The following is a 26871-nucleotide window of genomic DNA, read 5'->3' on the forward strand; positions in this document are numbered from 1 at the left end:
AGGAAGGATTATTTTGTTATGACAAGTAAGAAGTGTGTATATGATTGTAAAGATAAAATTAAACTTTTAAGTTTTAACAATGACACCTCATAATTTTCTCATTATTATAATCAACAAATTTTCTTTGCCAACATTTCAGTAAAGTTCAATGTAAAATCGTGGTAACAGGGTTTTGGAGTTCCCTCCAAAAGTGGCACAGAAATCTAAGGCGGTTTTGTAAAAAAGAAGCTCACATAAAAACTATTAAATTGAATAATTCCGCTTTAATCAAAAATTATGGTTGAATCTCCTTTTCCCATGATAACTTTACTTGTCAGACCGATAAATATTCCATGTCCAACAATTCCATTAATATCATTTAACTTTTTAGATAAAGAAGCAGGATCAGAAATGATGCCAAAATCAGCATCTATAATATTGTTTGCCTGATCTGTTTTAAATGGTCTATCTCCTTCCATCCTAATTTTTCCAATACCATTTAATATTTTAATTTGACTTAAAATATAATTTGAAGCAAATGGAATTACTTCAATTGGGACTTTGAATTTTCCTATTTGTTTTACTTCTTTTGATGAATCCGCTATTATAATTTCTTGTTTTGTTAATGAGGCTACAATTTTTTCTCTAAGCAATGCACCCCCACCGCCTTTGATTAAAATTAAGTCAGAGGTAAATTCATCTGCTCCATCAATTGTAATATCTATTGAATTTATCAAATTAATATCAATCAAAGGAATATTTAAAGCCTCAGCAAGTTCTTTAGTTTTATTAGAAGTTGGTACCGCTTTTATTTTTAGGCCATTGCTGACAAGTTTTGCAATTTCTCTTATTGCATAAACAGAGCTTGAACCTGTACCTAATCCCACAATCATATTATCAGTTAGTAATTTAACTGCTTCTTTTGCCGCAAACTCTTTTTCTTGTTCTAAATTCATGGTTTATAAAATTTGTGAATCTTCAATTAAAAGTAGTAGTAAATTCTATTACAAATTTATTTTTTTAATAAATTCTGTTCTTATCCAATACACTAATATTAATTTATGTTTCCAATTTGTCATTAAAAAATACTGGAGTTTTTTAACCTAAAAACTACTTAAAAGGACACCTTCTTCATTTCAACGATTCATTTTGCCTGTTTACCTAAAATCATACTTTTTAAAGAAGTTTTCTAAAGACCTTTACATAAGAAAACAAAGCATTACTGCTTATAACTTAAAAACTTGAAATTATGAAAGCAAGCATTGGTATTACAGAAAAAAACACAAACGCTGTTTCTAATGAATTAGCAAAACTGTTAGCAGATGAATTTGTACTTTACACCAAAACCAGAAATGCACACTGGAATGTTACAGGCGATAATTTTCATGCGAATCACATCTTCTTTGAAAATCAGTACAAACAACTAGATGAAATCATTGACAGCGTTGCTGAACGTATGCGCAAAATTGGCCACTACGCACCAGCAACCTTAAAGTCCTATCTTGAATTGACGCATCTTACAGAATACAGTGAAAGAACAAACGATGGTTTAGGATTTATGAAAGATCTATTGCAAGACCATGAAAGCATCATTGAATTTATTCGTGGCAACATTACTCCTTTTGCCGATGATTACAAAGATTATGGTTCAAGCGATTTTATTACTGGTTTAATAGAAATTCATGAAGAAATGGCATGGATGATACGCTCTTACTTTAGATAAAATAACAAGGAATAAGTATATTTGTCTAAACCAAAAACCAAATACCATGAAAGCGTTAATTGTTGATGACAATGATATTGCAAGAACTACTTTATCTCATTTGGCAAAACAAATTCCGAATCTTACTGTTGTAAATGAATATTCTAACGCCATTGAAGCGTATCATCATTTACAGGAAAATCAGGTAGATTTAATTTTTTTGGATATTGAAATGCCTGAGATGACAGGAATTGAGCTGACAAAAAATCTCGCAGGGAAAGATATCATCATCATTTTTACCTCTTCTAAAAAAGAATATGCGCTGGAGGCATTTGAATTGAATATCGCAGATTATATTCTAAAACCAGTTACTCCTGCCCGATTTTTACAGGCAGTAAGTAAAGCGCAGTCTATAATTGAAAGCCGAAAAGAAAATGTGCAATTTGGCAAAGAAGAATTCTTATTCGTCAGAGATTCGAATATTACAAGACGCTTAAAACTGGATGATATCTTTTATGCAGAAGCAATGGGAGATTATGTAAAGTTTTACACCAAAGAAAAAATGTTTGCCATTCACGGCAAAATGAAAACTGCCGAAGAACGTCTGCCAAAAGATGATTTCATTAGAGTACATCGTTCTTATATTGTTTCTATTGGTAAAATTGACACTTTACAAGATGGCGGTATTATGATTAACAAAAAATTTATTCCTGTTGCAGATGCTTACAGAAAAGCACTTAACACTAGGATGAATGTATTCTAAATGTCATTTTATTTTTTCTGCTGCGTAAACTAGATTCCTATCTTATTGAATTAAGATAGTACAATTTCATATACACTTATTTTATGATAAATACGTCTACCGTAATGGGTAACAAACGCTTTAGTTATTTTATAATTAGCAGTTTTATTTTATGCAGTATATTATTGATTGCTGTACAAATTAATTCGGCTCAAAATACTAAAGAACTCATACGTAATAATAATACCCTTTTAAACGAATTGCGTTCCAGCAATCATTTAAGAGAAATTGACCGCGATATTTTGGGTGTCGAAAGCAGAATTCGAGCTTCGATCGCTACTAATGACACTACACATTTAGAAGGAATCGATCAAAAGATCAGGCAGATTAGAAATTTTCTCGATTCCCTTTCTGTGGATAATGCCGATCCTGAAGAGGAAAAGTTAATACAAAGACTCGGAGTTTTGGCTCAGGATAAAATGGTCACAAAAGGAAAACTCCTGCATCGTTTTGATTCTTTAGGAAATATGGATGATGATAGCTCAATTGCTAATCCTAGAGCCAGAATAATTTCTAATGAGATTACCGATATTACAGCAAAGATTTACCATAAGCGTCAATTGCGCATGGTAGAGTTGCGAAATCTAAGTGTGGAAATGGGTCAAAGAGCAAAACTTTACGACATCTCCTTATTAGTTTTACTAGTTTTGAGTGGTGCCGTTATAGGGTATCATATTATGCGCCAATTTAGAAGACAACATTTTCTGATTAAAGAATTGGATATTGCAGAAAAAAAAGCATCGATCGCCGCTCAGACCAAAGAAAATTTTCTGGCTAATATGAGTCATGAAATCAGAACGCCGCTTAGTGGTATTTTAGGTTTCACCAATTTATTACAAAAAAGGCCTTTGGATGAAACTTCCGCAGAATTTGTGAATTCTATTCAGCGTTCGGGCGAAAATTTAATGACCATTATTAATGACATACTCGATTTATCTAAAATTGAGGCTGGAATGATGCGTATTACGCCTGGAATATTCAGCATCAACGGATTATTGGATTCGGTTGAAACGCTTTTTTCAGAACGTGTAAAAGAAAAAAAATTAACCATCTCCAGTAAAGTCGATACTTCGATCCCTGATACTTTAATTGGTGATGCCACGAGATTAACTCAAATATTGGTAAACCTCATTGGAAATGCCATAAAATTTACCCATCAGGGATCTGTAAGCATTGAGGTCTATAACAAACTACAACATGAAGACAAGGTCATTGTAGGCTTTAAAATTACGGACACGGGAATTGGAATTGATAAAGAAAAACTAAATGAAGTCTTTGAAAGATTCAATCAAGGTGAAGACTCTACCACTCGAAATTACGGTGGAACTGGCCTAGGATTATCAATAGTAAAAAAACTGATTTTATTGCAAAACGGTGATATTGAAGTAAAAAGTGAACAAGGAAAAGGAACAACCTTTAGCTTTTATATTCCGTATGATATTGCTAAAGAACAGCTCAATTCTAAACCTATTGCCAATATTAACCACTTTAAAGATATCTCAAATACCGCTTTGAGAGTTTTAGTTGTAGATGACAACGCGATCAATCAAAGTTTAATGAAACATTTGCTCTCTCAATGGAATGTTGATTTTGAAATGGCTTCCAACGGTTTGGAAGCAGTCGAATATCTAAGGAAAAAAGATTGTGATCTTGTATTAATGGATTTACAGATGCCTCAAATGGATGGATATACGGCTGTGCAGCAAATTAGAGAAATCTTAAAACTGGATATTCCCATAATTGCCATGACAGCACATGCCCTGCCTGGCGAAAGAGAAAGATGTTTGAGCCGAGGAATGAACGAATACATTTCAAAACCTATAAAAGAGGAAGAACTTTTTAAACTGATTGCTGCTTTTGGACTGAAAGAATCAAATTCGGAAGAAACAAACATTATACAATCTGATCCTGTTTTTCAACATATTGATCTTTCGTATATGCAATCGGTAAGCGGTGGTAATAAAGCGTTTGAACAAACTGTGACCAAACAGTTTATTGACAATGTCCCACTAGATTTAGAACAGCTTATCACGGCTTATCAAAATCAAGATTTTAAAATGGTGAAACTTAGAGCACATGACTTGCAATCAAGTGCTGCTATAATGGGACTATTGCCTCTTTTAGAAGAAAAACTTGATATTCTTGAATTGGCTACAGAACAAAATGCAACTTTACAGCAAATTTTAAATGATGTCGAAAAGATTTTGAACTCGTCTCTCTTAGAAGCTAAAGTTTTTTTAGAATCACTGTGAAATAAATAAGACAAGAGCTCGTTTTAAATTCAAGAAAAACCATCTTACTATATATTATTCAATTGAAAGACTGTCTGTAAAAGGCGGTCTTTTTTTTGTTCTTTGCGTTCCCACTGGTTATGTTGTCTCAGATTGAGATTACTTGTTGTGAAATAATTCTGCTTTAATTATAAAACGTGATTTTCTTTGTGTTCCAGTGGTTGAAACCACTGGTTATGTTTTCTCAGATTGTGATAATTTTATTGCCTTCATTCCAAACTTCAAAACAACAAACGATTGATTTCGCTCTTTAAACGAGTGTTTTTGCCCATTCGATGAATAGTGGAATGCTACACGAATGTAAGGCGGTAAATTTACTTCAGTTAAACATTTAAAACCAAGAAATCATGGAAATCATGGAAATCATCCAAACCAAAGAAAACGCATTATCACATTCAGCAGTAACTGCAGTTATTAATGCTCCTATTGAAAAAGTAAATATTGCAGACTGGCTTTTAAACCTTCCTGATGCAGAATACCAACGTTGTTCTACTCAGCATATTGGTGCGGGAATTACCAGCACCTATGAAGGAGAACCCATGTCTATTAACGTAGAAACAATTGGCGACGCTTTAATGGTGCAGCATTATGTGGCAACAGTTCATCGTCCAGATTATTGCCGTATGTTGTCTATCTCAGATTCTATTACTAAAAACGGACGTACTAAAGTTCAGGTTTTATGGGAACTTAAAGTAACCAAAATTGATGAAAATACTTGCCTTTACACCAATGAGATTCATGCAACTGCAACACCAGAAATGTTTGAATACTTAAAAGAACACGGAGTAGATCTAGCTGGCGCTGCTGCTTCAAGACAAGCTGCTTCTGATGCACACAATCATGAAGAAACTCCAAATTTTGCTAAAAGTATAGAAAACAAAGCATTAACTGGAAAATACAATCAGCCTTTTTAATAGTATAGAAATCGAGCGCACCAATGTGCGCTCTTATTATTTTGAGTATTATGAAAAATAATTTGTTTGAAATACTAATCGGTTCTTGGACATTAGTTGAATTGATTGAAGTACCTTTAGGGGACGGAAAAATTACAAATCCGATGGGAACCAAACCAAAAGGCATTATTATTTATAACAGCGACGGCTATATGTCGGCACAAATAATGAATACTGATTTTGAACATTCTGACACCAAAGACAGTACCTCTTATCTCGCCTATTCTGGTCCCTTCAAAACTGATGATGAAAAACAAATAGTCAGCCATACCATGTCTGTTTCACTTTTTGAAAATTGGAGAAATGAGACACAAAACAGAAAAGTTCTTTTTAAAGATGGATTGCTTCATTTAGAAACAGAGAAACCATTTATAAGCAATTCACGTTGGGTCATTCATAAACTCACTTGGAAAAGAACAGAACAATTAAACAAAAACCATTAATCGCAAACCAAATGAAAGCAATAGTTATAACTCAATTTGGAGCTCCAGATGTACTTAAACTGCAGGAATATCCAACTCCAGAAGTAAGCGGAGACAAAGTATTAATAGAAGTTAAAGCAGCAGGTTTAAACCGCTCTGATATCTTCCAGCGTGAAGGGAATTATCCTGCACCAGCTGGAATTTCATCTGAAATTCCAGGTTTGGAAGTTTCAGGAATTGTAGTCGAATGCGGACCAGATGTTACCGATTTAAAAATTGGTGATAAAGTCTGTGCTATTCTCGCTGGCAGTGGTTATGCAGAATATGTAAGCGTTCGGGAAGGTCAATGCATGCCAATTCCAGCTGGACTGACTTTTGCTGAAGCTGCAAGTTTGCCTGAAACGGTTTTTACCGTATGGTCAAATGTTTTTCAGAGAGGAAACCTAAAATCTGGAGAAACTCTTTTGATTCACGGCGGTAATAGTTGGCACTACAGGAATTCAAATTGCTCATTCTCTAGGCATTCGTGTAATTGTAACAGTAGGATCTGATGAAAAAGGTCAAAAATGTCTCGATCTTGGCGCTGCTTCTTATATCAATTACAAAACCCAAGATTTTGAAACCGTTTTACAGGAAGAAGGAGTCGATGTCATTTTAGATATGATTGGCGGTAATTACCTGAGTAAAAATGTCAATATCCTAAAACCCGAAGGCAGATTAGTTCATATTAATGCCGTAAGCGGCAGCCATGTAGATCTTGACATTTGGAAAGTAATGATAAAACGTTTAACAATTACTGGAAGCACCTTAAGAAGTCGAGACTATGATTTTAAAAAACAGCTAGCCAAAGAAGTGCAGAAAAACGTTTGGCCATTAATCGAGTCAAAACAATTCAAACCGATTATTTTTAAAACCTTTCCTTTCACCGAAGCTCCTGATGCACATCGATTATTAGAAGATGGCAGTCATACGGGCAAAATTATTTTAGTTCGATAATTAGTCCGAATAAACCTTAAACCTCAACCAAAAATAAATAGTAATATGGAAAATCAAGGCGCATCTGTTGTTATTACGCACCATATTTTGGATGGAAAAGAACAGGAATATGAAAAATGGCTGGATGAAATTGTTCCCATTACCAAACACTCCAATGGTTTTATCGATTTGCAGATCGTACGGCCAATTCCGCATTTAACGTTTGTTTACACGGTTATCATTCGATTTGACACTATTGAAAACCTTAAATACTGGATGGAATCGGAAGACCGCAAAATGCTCATTAAAAAAGCGAATCCATTATTCAGAAAAAATGACAACTACCAGATAAAATCAGGTTTGGATTTTCTTTTTAATGCAGAAAACGAAGGAAACAAAGTTCCTGTTCGCTGGAAACAATTTCTTGTAACATGGTCTGCTATTTATCCATTGTCCCTTTTAATTCCTTTATTGGCACTCCCCTTTTTGAGATTTTTGAAAGTACCGTCAAATCATTATTTTGATGGATTAATAATTTCGGGCATCATAGTCTTTTTAATGGTATTTGTTGTAATGCCTAATTATACCAAACTGATTAAAAAATGGCTTTATAAATAATTAAAACTTACCTCATTATAAAATCAAAAATCACTGTAGTTTGCAGTGATTTTTTTTGGTTTAAACTCTAAAAAAAACAAATCCTCTATAATCAGAAAGCTTCAACTTATTCCTAAAGTTTCTCTTACTAAATTCATCGACTCATTTTGCCCTTTTAACGAATTCAAACTATACTCAGCATATATCTTCAATAGCTTTACAATAGAATTAAAAACCAATACAATTAATCATCAAAAAGCTATTATTATGACTACCAAATTATTAAGCTTCAAATACGAACTAGAAAAAAAAGAACCACGCACTAATGACGGCGGTACAACAAGAGGAGCTTCTGTTAAAGATTTTCCAGCTTCTATTGGTATTGCAGGAGTTTCCATGCGACTACAGCCAGGAAGTATGCGCGAATTACACTGGCACGCAAATGCAGCAGAATGGGCTTATGTTATTTCAGGAACGGTTCGCACCACGATTATTCATCCAAATGGCAAAAGCTACACTGATAATTTTGAACCGGGCGATGTTTGGTATTTTCCAAAAGGATATGGGCATTCAATCCAAGCAACCGGAACAGAAGAATGCCATTTTATTTTAATCTTTGATAATGGTAATTTTTCCGAAGATCACACTTTCAGCGTTACCGATTTTGTATCCTGCATGCCTCCAGAAATTGTTGCTCAAAACTTAGGAATTACTTTGGAAGAAGTGGCCGCATTACCTCAAAAAGAAGCCTATTTTGCAGCCGGGATTGTTCCTGACGAATTATCATTTACTGCCGCTTCCCGACCTGAAGAATCAGATATTGAATTGACCAATTTACACCGTTATCCCTTGCATTCTCAACAACCTAGAATAATTCCAGGTGGCGGTTTGCAAAGATTGGTAACAAGCAAAGAATTTCCTATCAGCACCACAATGGCGGGATCTATTATAGAATTACAGCCAGGCGCTTTAAGAGAAATGCATTGGCATCCCAATGCTGATGAATGGCAATATTATATTTCTGGTCAAGCCGAAATGTCTGTTTTCTTAGCAGAAAGCACAGTAGTTACCGAACAATTCAACGCTGGAGATGTCGGTTATGTACCAATAGGTGCTGGACATTACATTAAAAATACTGGAAATACAGTTTGTAAAATCTTAATTGGATTTAATAGTGGCACCTATCAATCTATTGATTTAAGCGAATGGCTTGCAGGAAATCCGAAAGATGTGGTGGTAACCAATTTTGGTTTGGAAGAAGGCGAAATAGAAAAATTTCCTAAAAGCAAACTGTTTATTCAACCGTAATTATAAGTATTGTGGATGTCCAAACACAGTTCATAGATTCGTCTGAACAAACTAGATCGCAGGAGAAACTTGCCATATTTTTAGCCTTTATTGCAGGCTTTCTTGATGCTGCTGGTTTCCTAAAATGGAAAGTATATGTCTCTTTTATAAGCGGAAACAGCACACAATTGGGAATTGCATTATCCAGTGGCAAACTCAATGTACTTCTTTCGTCTTTAACGGTAATTGGCTCTTTCTTCTTCGGAATATATGCTGGAACCTGCATTTCGTTGTGGAGAGAATCCAAAATTCAGACACTGCCATTTTATATCGTTTCAGGCATATTAATTGTCTATACAATGGCATCCAATTATTATACTATAAACAACGGATTGTCGATACCTATCATTCTTTTTTCAACTGGTGTTATGAACACTATTGTAACGTCTGTTGGAAGTCAAAAAATAAATACCGATTTCGTGACGGGAACTTTGAATAGTCTGGCTAGAAATACAGCCATGTTAAGTCTCTCTCGCAATAAAAACAGTCGGAAGTTTTATAAACTCAATGCTCTTCGGCTTTTACTATTATGGATTGGCTTTTTGCTAGGTGCATCTGTCGTACCAATTATACTTCCTTTATTCAAAAATTGGACGCTTATTTTGCCTGCTGCATTACTACTTGCTTGCGCATTGTTACTGCCGATTACTTACTTTAACCTTAAAAATAAATCTTATGCTGAAGAAAAATGACGTTGCACCAGATTTTACCTTATTTGCAACACCCGATCAAAAAATCACTTTATCAGAATTTAAAGGAAAAAACGTGATTTTAGCTTTTTATCCTGCCGACTGGAGTCCAGTTTGCAGCGACCAAATGGCACTTTACAACGAAATGCAGAAATACTTCAAGAAATATGATGCTACAATTTTCGGTATTTCTGTAGATAGTAAATGGTGTCACATGGCCTTTTCTCAATCTAGAAATCTGCATTTTCCTTTACTGGCTGATTTCGAACCAAAAGGAGACACTTCAAAAAAATATGGCGTATACAATGAGAAAGAAGGCGAATGCAATCGTGCCCTCTTTGTAATTGACAAAGAAGGAATTATACAATGGAGTTATCTCTCGCCAATGGCTATAAACCCAGGAGCAGATGGAATTCTTGAAGCTTTAGAAAAACTATAAAACCAATTAATTATGTCACTAAAACCAGCGGTCAGTAAAACTGATCATATACAAGGAAAAAAAGATGCTGATATAGTAATCGTCGAATACGGAGATTATCAATGTCCCTATTGCGGTGCAGCTTATCCTATTCTTAAAGAAATGATGACGAAATACGGCAAACAGATAAAATTTATTTTTAGAAATTTTCCGTTATCAGAAATGCACCAATACGCCCGTCCTGCAGCAATTGTGGCAGAAGCCGCTGCATTGCAGGGAAAGTTCTGGGAAATGCATGATGCTATCTACGAAAACCAAAGGCTTCTAAACGAACCTTTTTTATTAGAATTAGTAGAAAAATTGGAGCTAGACCCACATCAATTCAATGTCGATATCAAAAAATCTGAACTTGCCACAAAAGTAGATTCCGATTTTGAAAGTGGCATTTTAAGCGGTGTAAATGGCACACCTTCTTTTTTTGTCAATGGTAGAAAATTTAACGCAGGCGCAGAAGATCTCTTGCAACTGATGAGTGAAATCGTGAAATAAATAGTTCAAAAATTAAATCTAAAAATCGAATAGTATGCTCTCAATTAATGAATGAAAGTATATTTTTTGAACCAATTTTTAATTAAATTTACGTAACAACTTCAATTACAACATCATGGAAATAAATTATACGGAATTAGTTTCCATCAAACACGTAAGTGTTCAAAGAATAGAAAATAACGGAACCTCATCGTTTTTAGATACGCTTTCTGTTGAAGAACCTCTTGAAATCAGGCTTTCTTACAGTCCTAATTCAGAGAGAATTCAAAAGAACATTTCGGTTACCATGCGAACTCCTGGCAATGATGTTGATCTTGCGATTGGTTTTCTGTTTACAGAAGGAATTATTGCTTCTTTTGAAGATATTCAAGATGCTTTTGCAATAAAAATGAATTGCTTGTCACAAAAACAAAACATTGTTCAGGTTGATCTTAAAGAAGGTTTTACTCCAAATTTGATGCAGACAGATCGAAATTTCTATACGACTTCAAGTTGTGGCGTATGCGGAAAAAGTTCAATTCAATCTATAAAAACGGTAAGCCCATTTGGAAATTTGATGAGACCTCAAATCCAAATTCATGCATCTGTTTTTTATCAATTACCCGAAAAATTAAGAATTGCTCAAAGCGATTTTGAATCCACTGGCGGTCTTCATGCCTCAGGACTTTTTAATACTCAAGGCGATTTGATTCTTTTAACTGAAGATGTTGGAAGGCATAATGCATTAGACAAATTGATTGGAAGATCTCTTGCAGATCAATCGCTGCCATTAAATGAACATATTTTGCTTCTAAGCGGAAGAGCCAGTTTTGAGTTAATCCAAAAAGCGGCAATGGCGGGAATTTCTATTATTGCTTCTATTGGCGCTCCATCCAGTTTGGCAGTCGAACTTGCCGCAGAGTTTAATATTACACTTTTAGGATTTCTAAAAGAAAACCGATTGAATATATACAACTCATCGGAACAAACCGTAATCGTAACACAATAGCCATTAAACCATAATACAATGAAGAAAGATCCACAACAAAAAACAGCTGATTTAACTCATAAATTACCTGAAGCAGAAAATCCGTACCAGCTTTCGAAACTTAAACTAACAAAAGTAGAAAAATGGGCTGCCGGCGTTCCTGCGGTTATGGCTGCGGTAAGCGATCTTATAGAAGACAAAACCATTCTAAGAGGCGGAAAAGCTTTGTTCAAGATGAATCAAATGGGCGGTTTTGACTGTTCCAGCTGCGCATGGCCAGATCCTGATGATGATCGATCTCCTTTGGGCGAATATTGTGAAAACGGAGCAAAAGCTCTGGCTGAAGAAGCTACAACCAAAAAAGTTGATGCTGCTTTCTTTAAAGAAAACTCTGTTTACAGCCTTTCAAAATTGGACGATTACCAAATTGGAAAAATGGGAAGATTGACCGAACCTATGTATTTGCCTGTTGGCGGTACACATTATCAGCCCATAAGTTGGAATGAGGCTTTTACAAAAATTGCTTCCCATTTAAATGCGCTTGAATCTCCAAATGAAGCGGCCTTTTATACTTCGGGAAGAACCAGTAATGAAGCTTCCTTTCTTTATCAGCTTTTTGCAAAAGAATTTGGAACCAATAATATGCCAGATTGTTCCAATATGTGCCACGAAACCTCTGGAACAGCTTTGAAAACTACAATCGGAATTGGAAAAGGAACGGTTACTCTAGAAGATTTTTATGATACCGATGTGATTGTGATAATCGGACAGAATCCAGGAACAAATGCTCCAAGAATGCTGAGTGCTTTAGAAAAAGGCAAAAACAATGGCGCAAAAATTATTGCGGTTAATCCGTTACCTGAGGCTGGCTTAATGGGATTCCATAATCCACAGGCTATAAAAGGGATAATTGGATCAGGCGGAAAACTTACAGACCTTTTTCTTCCGATAAAAATAAACGGCGATATGGCACTTTTAAAAGCTATTGAACTTTTGCTAATTGAATTAGAAAAGAAAAACCCAGGTGAAGTTTTTGATCATGAATTTATCAAAGACAAAACAACTGGTTTTGAAAATTTTGAGAAACAGTTTGAAAATTTAGACTTGGATCATCTTGCCTTTCTATCTGGAGTTCCAAAAGATTTAATTATAGAAGCAGCAAAAATACTGGCTTTCAAAAAAAGAATTATTGTTTGCTGGGGAATGGGACTTACCCAGCAGCCAAATGGTGTCGATATGATCCGAGAGATTGTCAATATTTTATTGATTAAAGGAAGTATTGGTAAACCCGGCGCAGGAGTCTGTCCCGTTCGCGGACACAGTAATGTTCAAGGAAACAGAACCATGCTTATTGATGAAAAACCTACCAATGAACAATTAGATCGTCTTCAAAATTATTTCGGATTTAGTCCGCCGAGAAATCACGGTTATGATGTAGTTGGAACGATAAAAGCGATTCATGACGAGAAAGTAAAATTTATGTTCTGCATGGGCGGTAATTTTCTATCGGCGGCACCAGATACGACTTATACCGCAGAAGCATTTCGAAAACTGAAACTGCTGGTGTGTGTCTCGACAAAACTCAATAGAGGCCATTTGATACACGGAAAAGAATCTCTTATTCTTCCTACGCTTTCCCGAAGTGATATGGATATCGTTAACGGAGAAGTGCAGATTATTAGTACAGAAAATTCTATGGGCGTGGTGCAGTCTTCAAAAGGCGTGCTTAAACCTATCTCGAATCAATTGACAAACGAAACTCAAATTGTCTGCCGAATGGCGATGGCTGTTCTTGGAGAAAAATCAGTCATCGACTGGAAGCGATACCACGACAGTTATGATGATGTGAGAGAAGCTATTGAAAATTGCATTCCAGGTTTTGAAAATTACAATAGTAGAGTTCGCGAAAAGGGCGGTTTTTATTTGCCTAATGCTCCTCGCCATGGTCAATTTACGGCTAAAGAATCTGCTGATCGTGCGGCATTTACTTTAACAGAAATTCCAGATAATGAATTGGAACCAGATGAATATATGATGGCCACAACTCGTACGCATGACCAGTTTAATACTACTATTTATGGTATGGATGACCGCTACAGGGGAATAAAAAATGAACGACGTGTTATTTTTATGAATCAAAATGATATTGATAAAGCAGGATTTAAAGCAGGAGATAAAGTAGATCTCTTTAATTATAATGATGGCATAGAAAGAATTGCACCTTTATTCCTTATTGTTTCTTATCAAATTCCAGAGCGAAATACAGTCACTTATTTTCCTGAAACCAATGTTTTGGTTTCTGTAAATAATGTGGTGAAAGAAAGCAATATGCCGGCATCTAAATACGTGAAAATAAAAGTAAAAAAACACGATCCTGCCATTTACGAAAAGATAAAACACATGTAATTCTTTTCAAATAAAAATAAGTTAGCGAAGACTTTTGAGGCATTTATTTAGATTAAAAATAGTAATAGCGCTGTTACAATTCATTACTTAATCTAGGTTAATCGACTGCTCTACTCTTCCTATATAAATTTGTCAAAGAAATCTAAGTCAAATAAAAAATGATAAAAACTTAGAATTTAACGACAATACCAAAATTAGGATACTCTTAATTTTATTAATCTTAAAACCAAAAAAATGAGCACAATTACAGTAAAAGACGGAACAGAAATTTATTATAAAGATTGGGGAACAGGACAACCTATCGTTTTTCACCACGGATGGCCTTTATCAGCAGACGATTGGGATGCACAAATGATGTTTTTCTTAAAACAAGGATATAGAGTTATTGCTCACGACAGACGCGGACACGGTCGTTCTGGTCAAAGTTCTGAAGGCAACAATATGGAAACCTATGCTGCAGACGTAGCAGAATTAACCGCTGCACTTGACTTAAAAGATGCGATTCATATTGGCCACTCAACTGGCGGAGGCGAAGTAATTCGTTACGCAGCAAAATATGGAAAAGGACGTGTCTCTAAAGCCATTATTATTAGTGCTGTTACGCCAATCATGATCAAAAATGAGGCAAATCCTGATGGTGTCCCATTGTCTGTTTTTGATGAAATCAGAGAAGGAACCGGATTTAACAGAGCACAATATTTCTATGATTTCCCAATCGCTTTCTACGGATGGAACCGCGAAGGAACAACAGTTCAGGAAGGTATCAAACACAATTGGTGGCGTCAAGGAATGATGGGTTCTGTACTAGCTCATTATGAAGGCATTAAAGCTTTCTCTGAATCCGATTTTACTGAAGATTTGAAAAGTTTAGTCATACCTGTATTGGTTCTTCACGGAGAAGATGATCAGATCGTTCCATATAATCAGGCACCTAAAGCTGCAGCTCTTTTGAAAAATGGAAAATTAATTTCTTATCCTGGATTTCCTCATGGTATGCCAACAACAGAGGCAGAAACAATTAATAACGATATTTTAGAATTTATCAAATCTTAAATATATCCTGATTTTTTAAATAAAAACCTCCAGTCTACATTTTGATTCTGGAGGTTTTTATTTATGATTTCTTTGATGATCTGTTGTCTAAAAATTAAATTGTTTTCGTGTTTAAACATTTGATATCATAATCGAATAACAAAATAGATAAAACTTTACTCATAACAAATATGTAAAGCAGTAAATCAAATTTTGTGGCAAATTCGTAGCATATGAGATTTGGAGTGGATATCTTTTTTGACGCAAAAATTTAAGGAAGTTTTTAATAAAAGAATTTAACTATCTGCTTTTTGATACTACATTTTTCAATCAATCCCCAACAGGACATCCAAACCAAATTCTTTAAGCTAATGAAAGACAGCCTTTACCAGTAGTAAGCCAATCTCTTCAAATCTTCCATAAAATTTATAGAAATTTGTCCTGTTGCTGTCACAAAGCCAAATGGCGCCAATTGAAGACAATTGGCGCCATTTTTTTATTTAACCCTTATCAATAAATGAGTTTGACTCGTTTTTGCTTTATTTTCTTCATAAATAAACAAACTTCAGAAAAACATTATTTATATGAAAAACAAGATAAATTTAAATTTTAGCGTTCGATAACTTAACAGGATTCGAACACCAAGAACAGAGCTGAAATTAAGTTTTACATTTTCAAAATTTGATAATTTCCTGTCTTCCCTTATCAATCTTTTTCAAGAAAAAAAGCCAGCAGTCTAAAACACGCTGCCGGCTTTAAAAATAATCATAATTTTAAAAAAATCTTTTCTCTCTTCTTACATCTTTTCAATACTAGGAGGGATCAATTTATACATCACGGGCGTTACAATTCGTGATAATATTGTAGAACTGATTAAACCGCCAATTAACACAATTGCCAATGGTGCGATCAAAGGATTTGAGTTTAATGCAATCGGAATTAAACCACAAATTGCAGTAATTGAAGTCAGTACTACAGGCAGAAAACGCGTTTCTCCTGCAATTGAAATAGCTTCATCGATCGAATGTCCTTCCTGCCTTAACTGATTGGTGAAATCTACCAGCAGCAAAGAATTCTTTACCTGAATTCCCGAAAGACCTATAAAACCGATTATAGCAACCAAAGACATAGGGCTTCCATTAAGAAGCAACAATAAAACACCGCCTAAAATCCCAAGCGGTATGATAGATAATACAATAATAATTCCTTTAAAAGTTTTAAACTGCAGCAGTAAAACTGCAACAAACAGAAAGGTACTCAAAATAATTACTGCCAAAAAGTTACCGCCCAGCGCATCGCCTTCCGATTCTTTCTCGCCCGATAATTTGTAATAATATCCTTTTGGCATTTTCAATTGATCTAGTTTTGGAACAATGTGCGTCAATAAATCATTGGCATAATACCCTTTTGCTGATAAAGCTGTTACTTTTGAAAAGCGTGATTTATTAAAATGGTTAATTGCAGTTGGAGAAGTTTCAAACGAAATTTCAGCAATCTGGTTCAGGGCAATCGGGATTCCCTGAAGGTTATTTACGTACAGGTTTTTCAAAGCATCGAGGTTCGAAAATTTATCTCGGGGCAATGTCAGCGTAACATTTCTGGCATCTCCCCTGTCATCTATATAATCACCGACTGTTAATCCTGCTACCGAAAGACGGATTACCCTATCTACATCGCTGGTCAATACGCCCAATGTTCTGGCTTTTTCTTTATTGATTTTAACTTTAACATCAGTTTTATACGTATTGAGTTCATTGTTGATATAAACAGTTCCTTCCTGCTTTCTCAGAATAGTTTCTACCTGTGAGGAAAGCTTACGCAGCACCTGCTGATCTTCACCAAATAATCTTACGACAATATTAGCTTCTAATGGTGTTCCCTGTTCAAAATCTTTGACCTCCACTTTTGCGTAAGGCATCGTTTTAAATCTATTTCGAAGTTCTTCAATCAAGGCTGTTTTCTCTGATGGTTTAGCTTCATCTTCGAGCTGGACAAAAATCTGCGCAAAATCGGGTTTTCTGTCCTGGGGATGCACATTGTAATAAATCTGCGGATTTCCTTTACCAACGTTCGAAGTGTAATACACAATTTCCTTATGATTTTTAAGCTCTGCTTCTACAATTTTTGTCACACGGTCACTTTCTGAAATATTGGTCTGAAGGGGCATTTTTATATTGATCAGAAACATCGGTTTTTCTGAAGTTGGAAATAATTTAAAACCCGTTACTTTAAACAATCCAAAAGCAGTGATGCTTAAAACTATAGAAATAGCAATAGTTGTTCTAGGATATTTTAATGCTTTGGGCATAATATCACGATATGCTCTGGTCAGGAATTTTTGCAGATACTGTAGAAAAATATTCCCTCCCGCATGATCGTGCGTTTTTAAAAATCGGCTTCCTAAAAACGGCACCAAAGTCAAAGCGACAATCATCGATGCTAGTACACTGGTAATAACTGCCATTGGAAGACTTCTGATAAATTCTCCCGAGACATCCGGCAGGAAAGCCAGCGGTAGAAACGCAATAATAAGTGTTGCTGTACAGCCTACTACGGCAATTCCAATTTGTTTGGTTCCTTTAAGAACTGCATCCATTTTAGAATGTCCTTCTCGCAGCCATCGCTCTATGTTTTCGACTACCACAATACTGTCATCCACCAATAATCCCAACGCTACTACCAGACCTACGATACTTAACTGATTTAAAGAAAAGCCAAAAGCATTCATTGCAATTAATCCTAATGCGAGGGATAATGGAATAGAAATCATCACAATTCCCGAAGCTCTTAAGCCTAATGGAAGCAACGTAACGATTACCAAAACAATGGCAAGGGTAAAATCAAAACCTAAATGTCCCAAACGCTGCGATACCATATTCGCCTGATCGAAGTTTTTTACTAATTTGATGTTTGACGGTAATTCTTTAGAAAATTCATCAACAATTGGCAGGAATTCTTTCTGCACATCTGTAATGTTTACATTATCTTTCATACCAGCTGTAACCAGTACACATCGGTGTCCGTTAATGCGGGTAATATGATCGACAACCTGCGACTTGTAGCCTACTTCGGCTACATCTTTCATATAGATTATTTTACCGTTAGCATTGTAGATTACTGTATTGGATACATCGTCCGCATTTTTAAATTTACCACTGGTTTTTACATTAAATACTTTACTGCCTAAATCAATGCTTCCTCCTGGAATATCGGCCGCTTCGCTCTGCAGGCTTGCCATGACTACATTTAACGGAATTTTTAATTGGGCCAACTTTTCCAGCTGTAAATCAATACGAATTTCCTGCTCGGGAATTCCAGCATATTTTACATCTTTCAGATTGGTAATTTTCTCAATTTTAGATTTAAGTTTATCCGCTTCATCACGAAGTTTTTTGTCTGATGCATTTTCTGAAACCAACGCTATCTGAAGGATTTTCACATCAGAAGAAGCAATTTTTTCGGTTTTTATCTGATAAATATCTTTTGGAAGTTCGCTGTTTTTAAGAGCATTCATTTCCGTAGAAATCTCCTGATATTTATTATCAACATCTACTCCGTATTTAAATTTTACCTGAAAAGCTGCAACACCGTCTTCTACTGTGGTTAATATTTTTTCGATGTTTTCGAGTCCGTAAATTTTATTCTCGATTGGTTTTACAACCTGCTCCTCCATATCCTTTGGACTTGTCCCGGGATAGATTACCGTAATTAAATATTGCGGTGGATGCGTTGAAGGATCTTCCGCTCTAGGCATGGTAAACAGCGTAAGATACCCCACCACAGCAATCAGCAGAAATATAATCAGCGTAAACTGATAATTTTTAACAGCAAAGTTTGTTATTTTCATGATACTGATTATTTAATGATCTTGATAGTTGATTGTTCGTTGAGATAAGCACTGTTGGAGATCACAATCTGATCTGTTTTCTGAAGACCTTCTTTTATGAATACTTTATTGTTCTCAAATTTATTAATGGTCACCGGTTGGCGTTTTACTTTGTTGTTTTCCACAATAAAAACAAACGCTTTGTTTCCGTCAGCTTCAATAAGCGAATTGTACGGAATGATGATGAAATCTTCTGATTGTTCTGCCTTTATTTCGGCTTTTCCAAACATTCCCACCGCTGGTTTACTTTTTTTAAGGCTCATTTTTAATTCGACTTGAAAGGAGCCCAATGCCGCATCTGCCGCCTGCGATTTTCTAAAAATAAAGGCATCGAATTTTTCATCAGGATAACCGTCAAGCGTTACAGTGGCTTTCTGCCCTACTTTTACCGCGGCCCATTCTTTGTCTGTCAATCCCACTTTTAGCAGATAATTATTGTTTTGGCTGGTTTCATTTATAGCCAGAATTGGCGATCCTGCGCCAACTACTTCTCCTTCGTTTGCTATTTTTTTCGAAACAAAACCATCTGCAGCAGCATAAATTTTAGAATAACGTGCATTAAAAGCCACTGCATCTTTCTGCTTTTTAGCAATGTCAAGACCCGTTTTGGTATTCTGAAGCTGTTCTAATGTATACACACTGTCTTTGTACAAATTGCTTGCTCGTTTATAATCACGCTCGTACTTTTTTAGATTTAAATCTGTTTGGTTCAATCCGGCATTTATCTCTGTTTCGTCTAATGATGCCAAAAGCTGTCCTTTCTTAAAAAACTGGCCTTCTTCAACATAAATACGATTGATGATCCCTCCTATTTTAAATCCGTAATTGGCCTGATTTTCTGTTGTTACTAAACCTGATGCGCTTATGGTATTGTTAAGAGCAAAAGATTCGACCGGAGCTGTTTTAATAGGGATAACATCTGTGCTTTCAAAGGGCGAATTTTCCTTTTTTTCTTCTTTACAGGCGTAAAAAAGTGTTAAAGCAAGCAATATAATCAACCCTTTTTTGGAGGCTGCGATATGTTTTTTTAGATATTTGTGAATCGTTAATTTCATGTTTTTTGTTTTTAGTTAAAAGTAAAAGTGGCGTTGGCTCTTTCTAATTCTGCAAAAGCAATCCAGGAGTTATAAAGCGAAATATTAGTATTAAGCTGCGCATTTACCCATTGGTTCTGTGCATCCAGCAGTTCTATATATATTGCCTGACCTTCCTTGTACAATTTGGTAATGTCGTCATTGTATTTTTTGGCCGACTGTTTTTGATTTTTATCAGCATTGAATTGCTCTAAAGCCGATTTTAGATTGTTCTGTGAAACCTGAAACTGAAGCAGTAACTGCTGTTTTACATTATCAGTTTGTGAAATGATTTTTTTACTGTCTTCTTCAACTTGTTTCAGCTTCCATTTGTTTTTGTTGCCCGAAAAGATATTCCACTCCAGCCCCACTCCGGCAAAATAGTAGCGTGAGTTTTTATCTGCTTCAAAATCAAAATCCTGAATTCCGAAATCAGCAAAACCATTTACTTTTGGCAGCCAGTACGAGTTGGTTAGTTTGCTTACATTTTCGTTTATTTCTTTTGCCTGAGTGAGCTTTTGCAACTCTTCTCTATTTTGGGTATTTTCTGAAAGGACTTCTATTGGGGGTACTTCACTCTCATCAGTTTCTATTGCGGCATCAAGTTTTTGATTCAATAAAAAATTAAAATACGATCTGGCATTATTGCTGGTTTGTCTGGCGGTTTCTAAATTGGCCTGAATGCGGATTACCTCATTATCGCTTCGTAAAACGGCAGTCCGGTTTATTTTTTCATTTCTAAATAAAGCCTGATTTACCCTTTGATTTTCTTTTACCAAAGCCAGGGCATCTTCATAAATCTTAATTCCTTCAACCGACTGCAGGTATTTGTAATAGGCAATTTTAATTTCCTTTACTAACTCTCTTTGGTAGATTTCGAGTTCTATTTTTTGAAGCGTCGTCTGCTGGGTTTTTATTCTTTTGTTATAAATAATTTCAAAATTCAGAAGCGGCATCGTGGTATGAATTTTAGCATCATAAAAATTATCCGGATTTATCAAGACCGACTGATTTTCTAACATTGGAAAAGCGTTAGAATTGGTAATCTGATTTAAAGTACTATATACCGGATTCAGCATATCTCCAATCGGAATATCGATTGTCCTTCCGCCTTCTGCCTTGGTGTAACTTCCGTTTAGGGAAACTGTTGGATAAAATAAAGCTCGTGCTTCTTTTAAGGCATACATGCTTTTATTAATGTCAAAATTATGCTGTCTGATTACTTCGTTATTTTTTAAACCGGTCTGTATATAAGTTTCCAGCTTGTTCTGTGCATACCCTAAATATCCTAGACAGAGTATTGCAAAAGTTAGTTTAATTTTCATTTATTGTACGTTGTTTATTGTTTGAACGTTGTTCATTTTTTTAGGCAAAAAAAATTTTAAAGCTTTTCTATCATTTTTAAATATTCATTATATCCGTCATACAAAATGGTATCGGGATTCGTAAAATTTACATTTTTAATTCTCTGGTGAATTTCCAGACAGCACATACCATGTACCAAACTCCAAACCATAAATGCCAACGGCTCTACACTATGGCCTTTAAAATAACCTTTGTTAATACATTCTTCAATAGTTTTTTTAACTAATCCAAATGCTGTACATCCTTCGTCCCAATCTTCATTCTCGGAGTCTTTCAGGAATTCTATTGGAGCTTTTAGATTAAACATCAAATCATACATTTCAGAATTTTCGATGGCAAATTTGATATAGGAAAATCCCATTTTCTTTAATCTTTCCTTCGGATCTTCTATAGTATATAACTCCATAAAATAACTATCTAATTCCTGAAAACCTATTGTATGAAGATCATGGAGAATATCATTTTTATCTTTAAAATAAACATAAACAGTACCTACACTGTAGTTAATTTCTTCAGCAATGTTTCTTATGGTAGTATGTTCAATTCCTTTTTCAACAAAAAGCTTTTTAGCACCTTTTAATATCAGGGCTTTTAAAGCTTCTTTTTCTTTTGCTTTTCTATCAATTGTACTCATACTTATTTTATTCAAGGCTTACTAAGGACAAAGATATAAAATAAAATGAACGCTGTTCATTTTTTATTCAGTTAAATATTTTTATACAAATTAAGATTGCAATCTGGCCGTAATACCTTTATGATTCAATAACTTGTAAGCTAACTTTGGTAAAAATCTATTTAACAGATAAATCGCTTTTGTATCGCCAACACGAATAGTGTACGTATTGTTTTTTAATCCTTTTATTAAAGCATCAATTAGCACATCTGGTGTTATCGATTTACCTTCCATTCCCTCAGACATATTTGTTTTTACCAACGGCGGCAATAATTCAAATATTTTTATTCTGCTTCCAATTATCTGTAAATGATCTCGTAATGCTTCTGTATAAAAACGTACCGCAGCTTTTGATGCTGAATAAGTTGGTACAAGATTAGACGGCGTGTAACTCAATATCGATGATGTATTGATAATAGCTGCTTCTTTTCTGCTTTTAAGCATATCCAGAAAAAGATCATTTAAGAGAATAACTCCTAAGTAGTTAGTATTAATTTCTATGGCAGCTTTTTCAAAATGTTTTGAATTACTGAAACCTAAATTATCCTGGCCATTCATAATTCCGGCATTGTTATAAAGTATATCGATACCACCCATTTCATTAATTTGATTGTACAAAGCAACCGCGGCTTCCTGGCTGGACGCATCACTTTTAATGGTCGTAATGGATGGATACATTTTTTTGGCAAGATCTAATTTTTTCTGATCTCTTCCTGTAATAATTACTTTAGCGCCTTCTGTAATGAATTGTTTTGCAGCCTCTAATCCGATTCCGGCAGAGCCACCTGTAATCAAAATTGTCTTACCTTTTAATTCCATAATTTTTCTATTTAGTTTATTATCCCTATATTTGCTTGCAAAATGCAAGTGCAAATATAAATATATTTACTTGCAAAAAGCAAGTGATTTTAAATTTATTTTATGAAAACTCAAAAAAAGAGATCAGACTGCCCAGTAAGTTTTTCACTTGAAGCCTTTGGTGACAAGTGGTCGCTGTTGATTGTGAGAGATTTAATGCTTAAAAAAAAATGTACCTATGGCGAATTGGCAAAATCTGATGAGAAGATCGCAACTAACATTTTGGCTGCTCGACTGCTTTCATTAGAAGAAAACGGAATTATTCAGAAACTGGAGCATCCCGACAGTAAAGCCAAAGTACTATATCAATTGACACAGAAAGGAATGGATTTAATTCCAATAATTGTTGAAATTAATCTTTGGGCAGAAAAGTATACCGACATTCCTGAAAAAAGAAAGGAATTGCTGGCACAAATGAATGCTGATAAGGAAGGATTTATTAAAAATGCTTTTAAAGAACTTGAATCAAATCGATAGTATATATTACATAGCTACTACTTTTTTTGCCACAATAAATTTGGGCTGGAATGTGCATGACAAAACACGCCCTCGCAGGTGTAGAACTGCCTCCAATTTTGTCACACAAGCTAAGGCGGTTTTAATAAAAGAGGTTAGCGATTTGTTTTTGAAGCTGCATTTTCCTTCAATCCCCAACGGGACATCTAAACCAAATTCATTAAGCCACTGGGAGACAAGTGACTACATATAATAAGCCAATTTCTTCAAATCATCCAAAAAAAATGTTGAAATTTGTCCCGTCGGGGTCACTAAAAGAGACAACTAGTTAATAGTTGTCTCTTTTTTTATACACAAATATGTAGATTTTTCAAACCTTCAACCTAACATTTGCGGTTCGATTTTTTAATAAGGAATTCTTAGTCTGTTTGAAATAAACAGTCTTAAAGTGGCGCTATTAGAGATTTAATCGAAGCTGAACGATGGATGATTCGAAACCCCGTTAAGGATACAGGATTTTTTTTCTCTTTTGGTTTATTGCAATTTTTTGATACTAAATATAGCAACTTCAAAATAATTTTAGCCTCGGTCTCATCTATCTGAGTGTCGTTCTTTTTAAACAATCATCTTTTTCATTTTATCGGCCAGCTTATCTATAAAAGCCTGTTTATCTTTCTTGATCTCTCTCAAAAATTCAATATGATGCTCAGAAAGTATAAAATACTTTTCACCCCAAATATACATCTCAATTAATACAGGAAGCAAATCAATCCCCTTCTCAGAGAGTTGATATAAAAATTTCACTTTGCTTTCAGGGTGATCCAGCTTTACAATAACCCCTCCTTCTTCAAGAGTTAACAATCTAGATGCAAGGATATTTGTAGCAATTTTTTCTTCCGATTTCAAAAAATCACCATAAGTACACTTCTTATAATACATCAGGTCACGGACAATTAAAAGTGACCATTTATCTCCTAACAAATCAAGTGAACTGCTCACCGGACAGCCCGACCTTTTTTTTATTTCTTTCATTATTTTTTTTCTACTTGCATTTTGCAAGTATATTTATTTATATTTGTACTTTCAATTTGCAAGTAAAATTACAAAAAATTAACCAAAATGACTAAATTATGATTTTTACGACACACAAAATTACAAATGGATACTGGAAAATCAGTTTCAACAATCCTCCTATTAACATGTTTGATACCGAATTTTCAAAACAGCTAATAACTGTGATGGACGAACTGGAGTCAAATGAAAACCTGAAAGTTGTAGTCTTTGAGAGTGAAAATCCAGACTTTTTTGTTGCTCATGTTGAACTGCTCAATGTTGGGAACTTTCCAAAAGGAACCGGAAAAACAGGTCTTTCGATAGCATGGCCGGATATTGCACGCAGACTGGAACTTGCCCCTTTTGTGACCATAGCTTCGATCCGAGGCCGTGCAAGAGGACTTGGAAGTGAATTTGCACAAGCATTTGATTTACGCTTCGCCAGCAAGGAGAAGGCGTTCTTGGCTCAGGTAGAAATAGGTATCGGTTCATTTCCTGGTGGTGGCGGACTTGAACGACTGCATCTCCTTACAGGACGCAGTCGAGCCCTTGAAATTATTTTAAGCGGTAAAGATTTTGATGCAGATACAGCCGCTTTATATGGCTGGGTAAACCGCTCAATTCCAGACCCCGAACTGGATGAATATGTTGAAAAATTTGCAAAACGAATAGATTCATTTGACAAAAAACCAATTGCTGCCATAAAAGAAATTATGAACCAAAGAGCTAAACTTGCTTCAAACGAAGAAATTTTAGACACACAGGTTAAATTCTTTGCTTCACTCGAGGAGCCGGAAGCACGCGGTCGTATTAAAAATCTATTTGAAAGAGGACTCCAGCAGAATGGAGATCTAGAACTAAATCTTGCTGATAACATCTAAAAAAATATGAAAGCATACATCTTACCTAAATACGGCAAAACAGAAAAATTATTTCTCAGCGATGTAAAAATACCTAAAATTGGAGATTATGAGGTATTGGTGGAAATTCATGCTGCCAGCATCAACCAGTTGGACTTAAAAATAAAAAATGGAGATTTCAAGTTAATCCTTCCTTACCAATTACCTTTAATATTAGGTCACGATATTGCAGGAATAATAGTGGAAACCGGTTCTAAAGTCACTCGCTTTAAAATTGGAGATCAGATTTATGGACGAGCAGCCGATTTTCATATCGGTACTTTTGCAGAATATATAGCTGTGAATGAAAATGATCTGGCACTAAAACCTAAAAATATATCAATGGAGCAGGCAGCATCAATTCCATTAGTTGGGCTAACCGTATGGCAGACATTCGTCGAAAAAACAAAACTTCATAAAGGCCAAAAAGTTTTTATTCAGGCCGGTTCTGGCGGAGTTGGCACAATAGCAATTCAGTTTGCCAAACATCTTGGGGCATTTGTCGCCACGACAGCTAGCGAAAAGAATTTTGACATGCTGAAAGCCCTTGGAGCTGATATTATAATAGATTATAAAAAGGATAACTTTGAAAATATTCTTAAAGATTATGATGTAGTGCTTAACAGCCAGGATGCTAAAACGCTTGAAAAATCATTGACAATTTTAAAACCCGAAGGTAGAATTATTTCAATTTCAGGGCCTCCAACTCCAGAGTTTGCAAAATCAATTGGCGCATCAGCAGTAATACGTTTTATCCTTTGGTTAACCAGCCTGAAAATTCGCAATAGGGTTAAAAAATTAAATATCAATTATTCTTTTTTATTCATGAAGGCCAACGGAAGACAACTGGAACAAATAGGTAATTTAATCGATTCTAACGAAATTAAACCGGTTGTGGATAAAGTATTCCCTTTTGAACAGACCAACGATGCTTTTGAATATATGCAAAGTGGACATGCAAAAGGAAAAGTGGTTGTGAAAATAAAATGATCACGTATTCCTTTTTAATTATCATCTATAAATTTTTGAAACAAATATTTTCCTAATTATTATTTAAATTTAGTTCTAATGCTTTGAATTTTTACAATCAAAAATTTATTACTGAAATTTGTAAACACAAATCAATTCTATAAAATCATATGTTTATCTAATTAACGATTTTTAACATCTAATTCTTCCGATACAGAAAAAACCGCTACCAACTAAAAGATTAAATAATTATCTTACAAATTCAGCTAGAAATAAGCAAATTTCTTTAAATCATTCATAAAATGATTTGGAATTTGTATCGTAGAGTCACTTAAAGAGGCAACTAACAAATAGTTATCTCTTTTTTTATACACAAATATGTAAGTTTTTCAAGTCTTTACGGCCTAGCGTTTATGATTTGAGTTTTTCACGAGAAATCCTTAGACTGTTTGAAATAAACAATCTAAAAGTGGCTTCATTAAAGGTTTATTTGGAGCTGAACAATGATTA

Annotated in this window: 25 protein-coding genes; 18 read left to right on the forward strand and 7 right to left on the reverse strand. The window is 34.9% G+C overall.

Annotation, left to right across the window (positions count from 1 at the left end; genetic code table 11):
- Positions 1 to 263 precede the first annotated feature (263 nt).
- Positions 264 to 935: a ribose-5-phosphate isomerase RpiA gene (gene rpiA / locus ACNFIH_RS02090; RefSeq protein WP_035644100.1), complete on the reverse strand. Its 672-nt coding sequence runs from the start codon at positions 933 to 935 to the stop codon at positions 264 to 266.
- Positions 936 to 1228: 293 nt separating this feature from the next.
- On the opposite strand from rpiA, the gene ACNFIH_RS02095 reads away from it, so the two are divergent.
- The 15 genes from ACNFIH_RS02095 to ACNFIH_RS02165 all read left to right on the forward strand — a co-directional run bounded on the left by ACNFIH_RS02095 (position 1229) and on the right by ACNFIH_RS02165 (position 15150).
- Entirely contained in the window at positions 1229 to 1702 is a 474-nt protein-coding gene (locus ACNFIH_RS02095; protein WP_426485270.1) for a Dps family protein, read from the forward strand.
- 46 nt (positions 1703 to 1748) lie between these two features.
- Positions 1749 to 2444, forward strand: a complete 696-nt coding sequence (locus tag ACNFIH_RS02100; protein WP_133524048.1) for a LytR/AlgR family response regulator transcription factor — start codon at positions 1749 to 1751, stop codon at positions 2442 to 2444.
- A gap of 83 nt (positions 2445 to 2527) precedes the next feature.
- Positions 2528 to 4735, forward strand: a complete 2208-nt coding sequence (locus ACNFIH_RS02105) for an ATP-binding protein (RefSeq protein ID WP_426485271.1) — start codon at positions 2528 to 2530, stop codon at positions 4733 to 4735.
- A 386-nt stretch (positions 4736 to 5121) separates the two neighbouring features.
- Positions 5122 to 5688, forward strand: a complete 567-nt coding sequence (locus ACNFIH_RS02110) for a hypothetical protein (protein WP_426485272.1) — start codon at positions 5122 to 5124, stop codon at positions 5686 to 5688.
- Between the two features lie 50 nt (positions 5689 to 5738).
- The gene (locus tag ACNFIH_RS02115; RefSeq protein WP_426485273.1) at positions 5739 to 6170 is read left to right on the forward strand and encodes a lipocalin-like domain-containing protein; all 432 of its coding nucleotides are present in this window, start codon (positions 5739 to 5741) and stop codon (positions 6168 to 6170) included.
- 11 nt (positions 6171 to 6181) lie between these two features.
- Entirely contained in the window at positions 6182 to 6700 is a 519-nt protein-coding gene (locus ACNFIH_RS02120) for an alcohol dehydrogenase catalytic domain-containing protein (RefSeq protein WP_426485274.1), read from the forward strand.
- A complete protein-coding gene (locus ACNFIH_RS02125) occupies positions 6681 to 7145 on the forward strand; it encodes a zinc-binding dehydrogenase (protein ID WP_426486708.1) in 465 nt (154 codons plus the stop codon). The genes ACNFIH_RS02120 and ACNFIH_RS02125 overlap by 20 nt, the downstream gene beginning before the upstream one ends.
- Before the next feature lie 45 nt (positions 7146 to 7190).
- The gene (locus tag ACNFIH_RS02130) at positions 7191 to 7742 is read left to right on the forward strand and encodes an antibiotic biosynthesis monooxygenase (protein WP_111289313.1); all 552 of its coding nucleotides are present in this window, start codon (positions 7191 to 7193) and stop codon (positions 7740 to 7742) included.
- 246 nt (positions 7743 to 7988) lie between these two features.
- Entirely contained in the window at positions 7989 to 9029 is a 1041-nt protein-coding gene (locus ACNFIH_RS02135; RefSeq protein ID WP_426485275.1) for a cupin domain-containing protein, read from the forward strand.
- Positions 9030 to 9040: 11 nt separating this feature from the next.
- Entirely contained in the window at positions 9041 to 9760 is a 720-nt protein-coding gene (locus ACNFIH_RS02140; protein ID WP_426485276.1) for a YoaK family protein, read from the forward strand.
- A complete protein-coding gene (locus ACNFIH_RS02145) occupies positions 9744 to 10196 on the forward strand; it encodes a redoxin domain-containing protein (protein WP_426485277.1) in 453 nt (150 codons plus the stop codon). The genes ACNFIH_RS02140 and ACNFIH_RS02145 overlap by 17 nt, the downstream gene beginning before the upstream one ends.
- A 12-nt stretch (positions 10197 to 10208) precedes the next feature.
- Positions 10209 to 10724, forward strand: a complete 516-nt coding sequence (locus ACNFIH_RS02150) for a DsbA family protein (protein ID WP_426485278.1) — start codon at positions 10209 to 10211, stop codon at positions 10722 to 10724.
- Between the two features lie 115 nt (positions 10725 to 10839).
- On the forward strand, positions 10840 to 11712 hold the full coding sequence (gene fdhD, locus ACNFIH_RS02155; RefSeq protein WP_426485279.1) for a formate dehydrogenase accessory sulfurtransferase FdhD: 873 nt from the start codon (positions 10840 to 10842) through the stop codon (positions 11710 to 11712).
- A gap of 18 nt (positions 11713 to 11730) precedes the next feature.
- The gene (locus ACNFIH_RS02160) at positions 11731 to 14097 is read left to right on the forward strand and encodes an FdhF/YdeP family oxidoreductase (protein WP_426485280.1); all 2367 of its coding nucleotides are present in this window, start codon (positions 11731 to 11733) and stop codon (positions 14095 to 14097) included.
- A 234-nt stretch (positions 14098 to 14331) separates the two neighbouring features.
- Positions 14332 to 15150: an alpha/beta fold hydrolase gene (locus ACNFIH_RS02165; RefSeq protein ID WP_426485281.1), complete on the forward strand. Its 819-nt coding sequence runs from the start codon at positions 14332 to 14334 to the stop codon at positions 15148 to 15150.
- 775 nt (positions 15151 to 15925) lie between these two features.
- On the opposite strand, the gene ACNFIH_RS02170 is transcribed toward ACNFIH_RS02165, so the two are convergent.
- The 5 genes from ACNFIH_RS02170 to ACNFIH_RS02190 form a co-directional block, all read right to left on the reverse strand.
- A complete protein-coding gene (locus ACNFIH_RS02170; RefSeq protein ID WP_426485282.1) occupies positions 15926 to 18976 on the reverse strand; it encodes an efflux RND transporter permease subunit in 3051 nt (1016 codons plus the stop codon).
- Positions 18977 to 18984: 8 nt separating this feature from the next.
- Positions 18985 to 20070 (reverse strand): efflux RND transporter periplasmic adaptor subunit, encoded by a 1086-nt coding sequence (locus ACNFIH_RS02175; protein WP_035644135.1) that lies wholly within the window; start codon positions 20068 to 20070, stop codon positions 18985 to 18987.
- An 11-nt stretch (positions 20071 to 20081) separates the two neighbouring features.
- Positions 20082 to 21413 (reverse strand): TolC family protein, encoded by a 1332-nt coding sequence (locus tag ACNFIH_RS02180; RefSeq protein ID WP_035644137.1) that lies wholly within the window; start codon positions 21411 to 21413, stop codon positions 20082 to 20084.
- A 56-nt stretch (positions 21414 to 21469) separates the two neighbouring features.
- Positions 21470 to 22087, reverse strand: coding sequence for a TetR/AcrR family transcriptional regulator (locus ACNFIH_RS02185; RefSeq protein WP_035644139.1), 618 nt, complete (start codon positions 22085 to 22087; stop codon positions 21470 to 21472).
- A 90-nt stretch (positions 22088 to 22177) separates the two neighbouring features.
- Positions 22178 to 22945, reverse strand: coding sequence for an SDR family oxidoreductase (locus ACNFIH_RS02190; RefSeq protein ID WP_035645078.1), 768 nt, complete (start codon positions 22943 to 22945; stop codon positions 22178 to 22180).
- Positions 22946 to 23047: 102 nt separating this feature from the next.
- Between ACNFIH_RS02190 and ACNFIH_RS02195 the strand changes: the two genes are divergently transcribed.
- Positions 23048 to 23461, forward strand: a complete 414-nt coding sequence (locus tag ACNFIH_RS02195) for a winged helix-turn-helix transcriptional regulator (RefSeq protein WP_035644141.1) — start codon at positions 23048 to 23050, stop codon at positions 23459 to 23461.
- A 594-nt stretch (positions 23462 to 24055) separates the two neighbouring features.
- On the opposite strand, the gene ACNFIH_RS02200 is transcribed toward ACNFIH_RS02195, so the two are convergent.
- The gene (locus ACNFIH_RS02200) at positions 24056 to 24472 is read right to left on the reverse strand and encodes a winged helix-turn-helix transcriptional regulator (RefSeq protein ID WP_426485283.1); all 417 of its coding nucleotides are present in this window, start codon (positions 24470 to 24472) and stop codon (positions 24056 to 24058) included.
- Positions 24473 to 24570: 98 nt separating this feature from the next.
- Between ACNFIH_RS02200 and ACNFIH_RS02205 the strand changes: the two genes are divergently transcribed.
- Positions 24571 to 25374, forward strand: a complete 804-nt coding sequence (locus ACNFIH_RS02205) for an enoyl-CoA hydratase/isomerase family protein (RefSeq protein WP_426485284.1) — start codon at positions 24571 to 24573, stop codon at positions 25372 to 25374.
- Positions 25375 to 25380: 6 nt separating this feature from the next.
- Entirely contained in the window at positions 25381 to 26382 is a 1002-nt protein-coding gene (locus ACNFIH_RS02210) for an NADP-dependent oxidoreductase (protein WP_426485285.1), read from the forward strand.
- The last annotated feature ends 489 nt before the right edge of the window (positions 26383 to 26871 follow it).

The organism is Flavobacterium sp. 2, from assembly GCF_049949195.1.
Taxonomy (GTDB): domain Bacteria; phylum Bacteroidota; class Bacteroidia; order Flavobacteriales; family Flavobacteriaceae; genus Flavobacterium.

Excerpts from the sequence above, each read along its gene's own strand:
- rpiA (WP_035644100.1), bottom strand. The coding sequence starts at position 935 with ATGAATTTAGAACAAGAAAAAGAGTTTGCGGCAAAAGAAGCAGTTAAA.
- ACNFIH_RS02095 (WP_426485270.1), top strand. The coding sequence starts at position 1,229 with ATGAAAGCAAGCATTGGTATTACAGAAAAAAACACAAACGCTGTTTCT.
- ACNFIH_RS02100 (WP_133524048.1), top strand. The coding sequence starts at position 1,749 with ATGAAAGCGTTAATTGTTGATGACAATGATATTGCAAGAACTACTTTA.
- ACNFIH_RS02105 (WP_426485271.1), top strand. The coding sequence starts at position 2,528 with ATGATAAATACGTCTACCGTAATGGGTAACAAACGCTTTAGTTATTTT.
- ACNFIH_RS02110 (WP_426485272.1), top strand. The coding sequence starts at position 5,122 with ATGGAAATCATGGAAATCATCCAAACCAAAGAAAACGCATTATCACAT.
- ACNFIH_RS02115 (WP_426485273.1), top strand. The coding sequence starts at position 5,739 with ATGAAAAATAATTTGTTTGAAATACTAATCGGTTCTTGGACATTAGTT.
- ACNFIH_RS02120 (WP_426485274.1), top strand. The coding sequence starts at position 6,182 with ATGAAAGCAATAGTTATAACTCAATTTGGAGCTCCAGATGTACTTAAA.
- ACNFIH_RS02130 (WP_111289313.1), top strand. The coding sequence starts at position 7,191 with ATGGAAAATCAAGGCGCATCTGTTGTTATTACGCACCATATTTTGGAT.
- ACNFIH_RS02135 (WP_426485275.1), top strand. The coding sequence starts at position 7,989 with ATGACTACCAAATTATTAAGCTTCAAATACGAACTAGAAAAAAAAGAA.
- ACNFIH_RS02145 (WP_426485277.1), top strand. The coding sequence starts at position 9,744 with ATGCTGAAGAAAAATGACGTTGCACCAGATTTTACCTTATTTGCAACA.
- ACNFIH_RS02150 (WP_426485278.1), top strand. The coding sequence starts at position 10,209 with ATGTCACTAAAACCAGCGGTCAGTAAAACTGATCATATACAAGGAAAA.
- fdhD (WP_426485279.1), top strand. The coding sequence starts at position 10,840 with ATGGAAATAAATTATACGGAATTAGTTTCCATCAAACACGTAAGTGTT.
- ACNFIH_RS02160 (WP_426485280.1), top strand. The coding sequence starts at position 11,731 with ATGAAGAAAGATCCACAACAAAAAACAGCTGATTTAACTCATAAATTA.
- ACNFIH_RS02165 (WP_426485281.1), top strand. The coding sequence starts at position 14,332 with ATGAGCACAATTACAGTAAAAGACGGAACAGAAATTTATTATAAAGAT.
- ACNFIH_RS02170 (WP_426485282.1), bottom strand. The coding sequence starts at position 18,976 with ATGAAAATAACAAACTTTGCTGTTAAAAATTATCAGTTTACGCTGATT.
- ACNFIH_RS02175 (WP_035644135.1), bottom strand. The coding sequence starts at position 20,070 with ATGAAATTAACGATTCACAAATATCTAAAAAAACATATCGCAGCCTCC.
- ACNFIH_RS02180 (WP_035644137.1), bottom strand. The coding sequence starts at position 21,413 with ATGAAAATTAAACTAACTTTTGCAATACTCTGTCTAGGATATTTAGGG.
- ACNFIH_RS02185 (WP_035644139.1), bottom strand. The coding sequence starts at position 22,087 with ATGAGTACAATTGATAGAAAAGCAAAAGAAAAAGAAGCTTTAAAAGCC.
- ACNFIH_RS02190 (WP_035645078.1), bottom strand. The coding sequence starts at position 22,945 with ATGGAATTAAAAGGTAAGACAATTTTGATTACAGGTGGCTCTGCCGGA.
- ACNFIH_RS02195 (WP_035644141.1), top strand. The coding sequence starts at position 23,048 with ATGAAAACTCAAAAAAAGAGATCAGACTGCCCAGTAAGTTTTTCACTT.
- ACNFIH_RS02200 (WP_426485283.1), bottom strand. The coding sequence starts at position 24,472 with ATGAAAGAAATAAAAAAAAGGTCGGGCTGTCCGGTGAGCAGTTCACTT.
- ACNFIH_RS02205 (WP_426485284.1), top strand. The coding sequence starts at position 24,571 with ATGATTTTTACGACACACAAAATTACAAATGGATACTGGAAAATCAGT.
- ACNFIH_RS02210 (WP_426485285.1), top strand. The coding sequence starts at position 25,381 with ATGAAAGCATACATCTTACCTAAATACGGCAAAACAGAAAAATTATTT.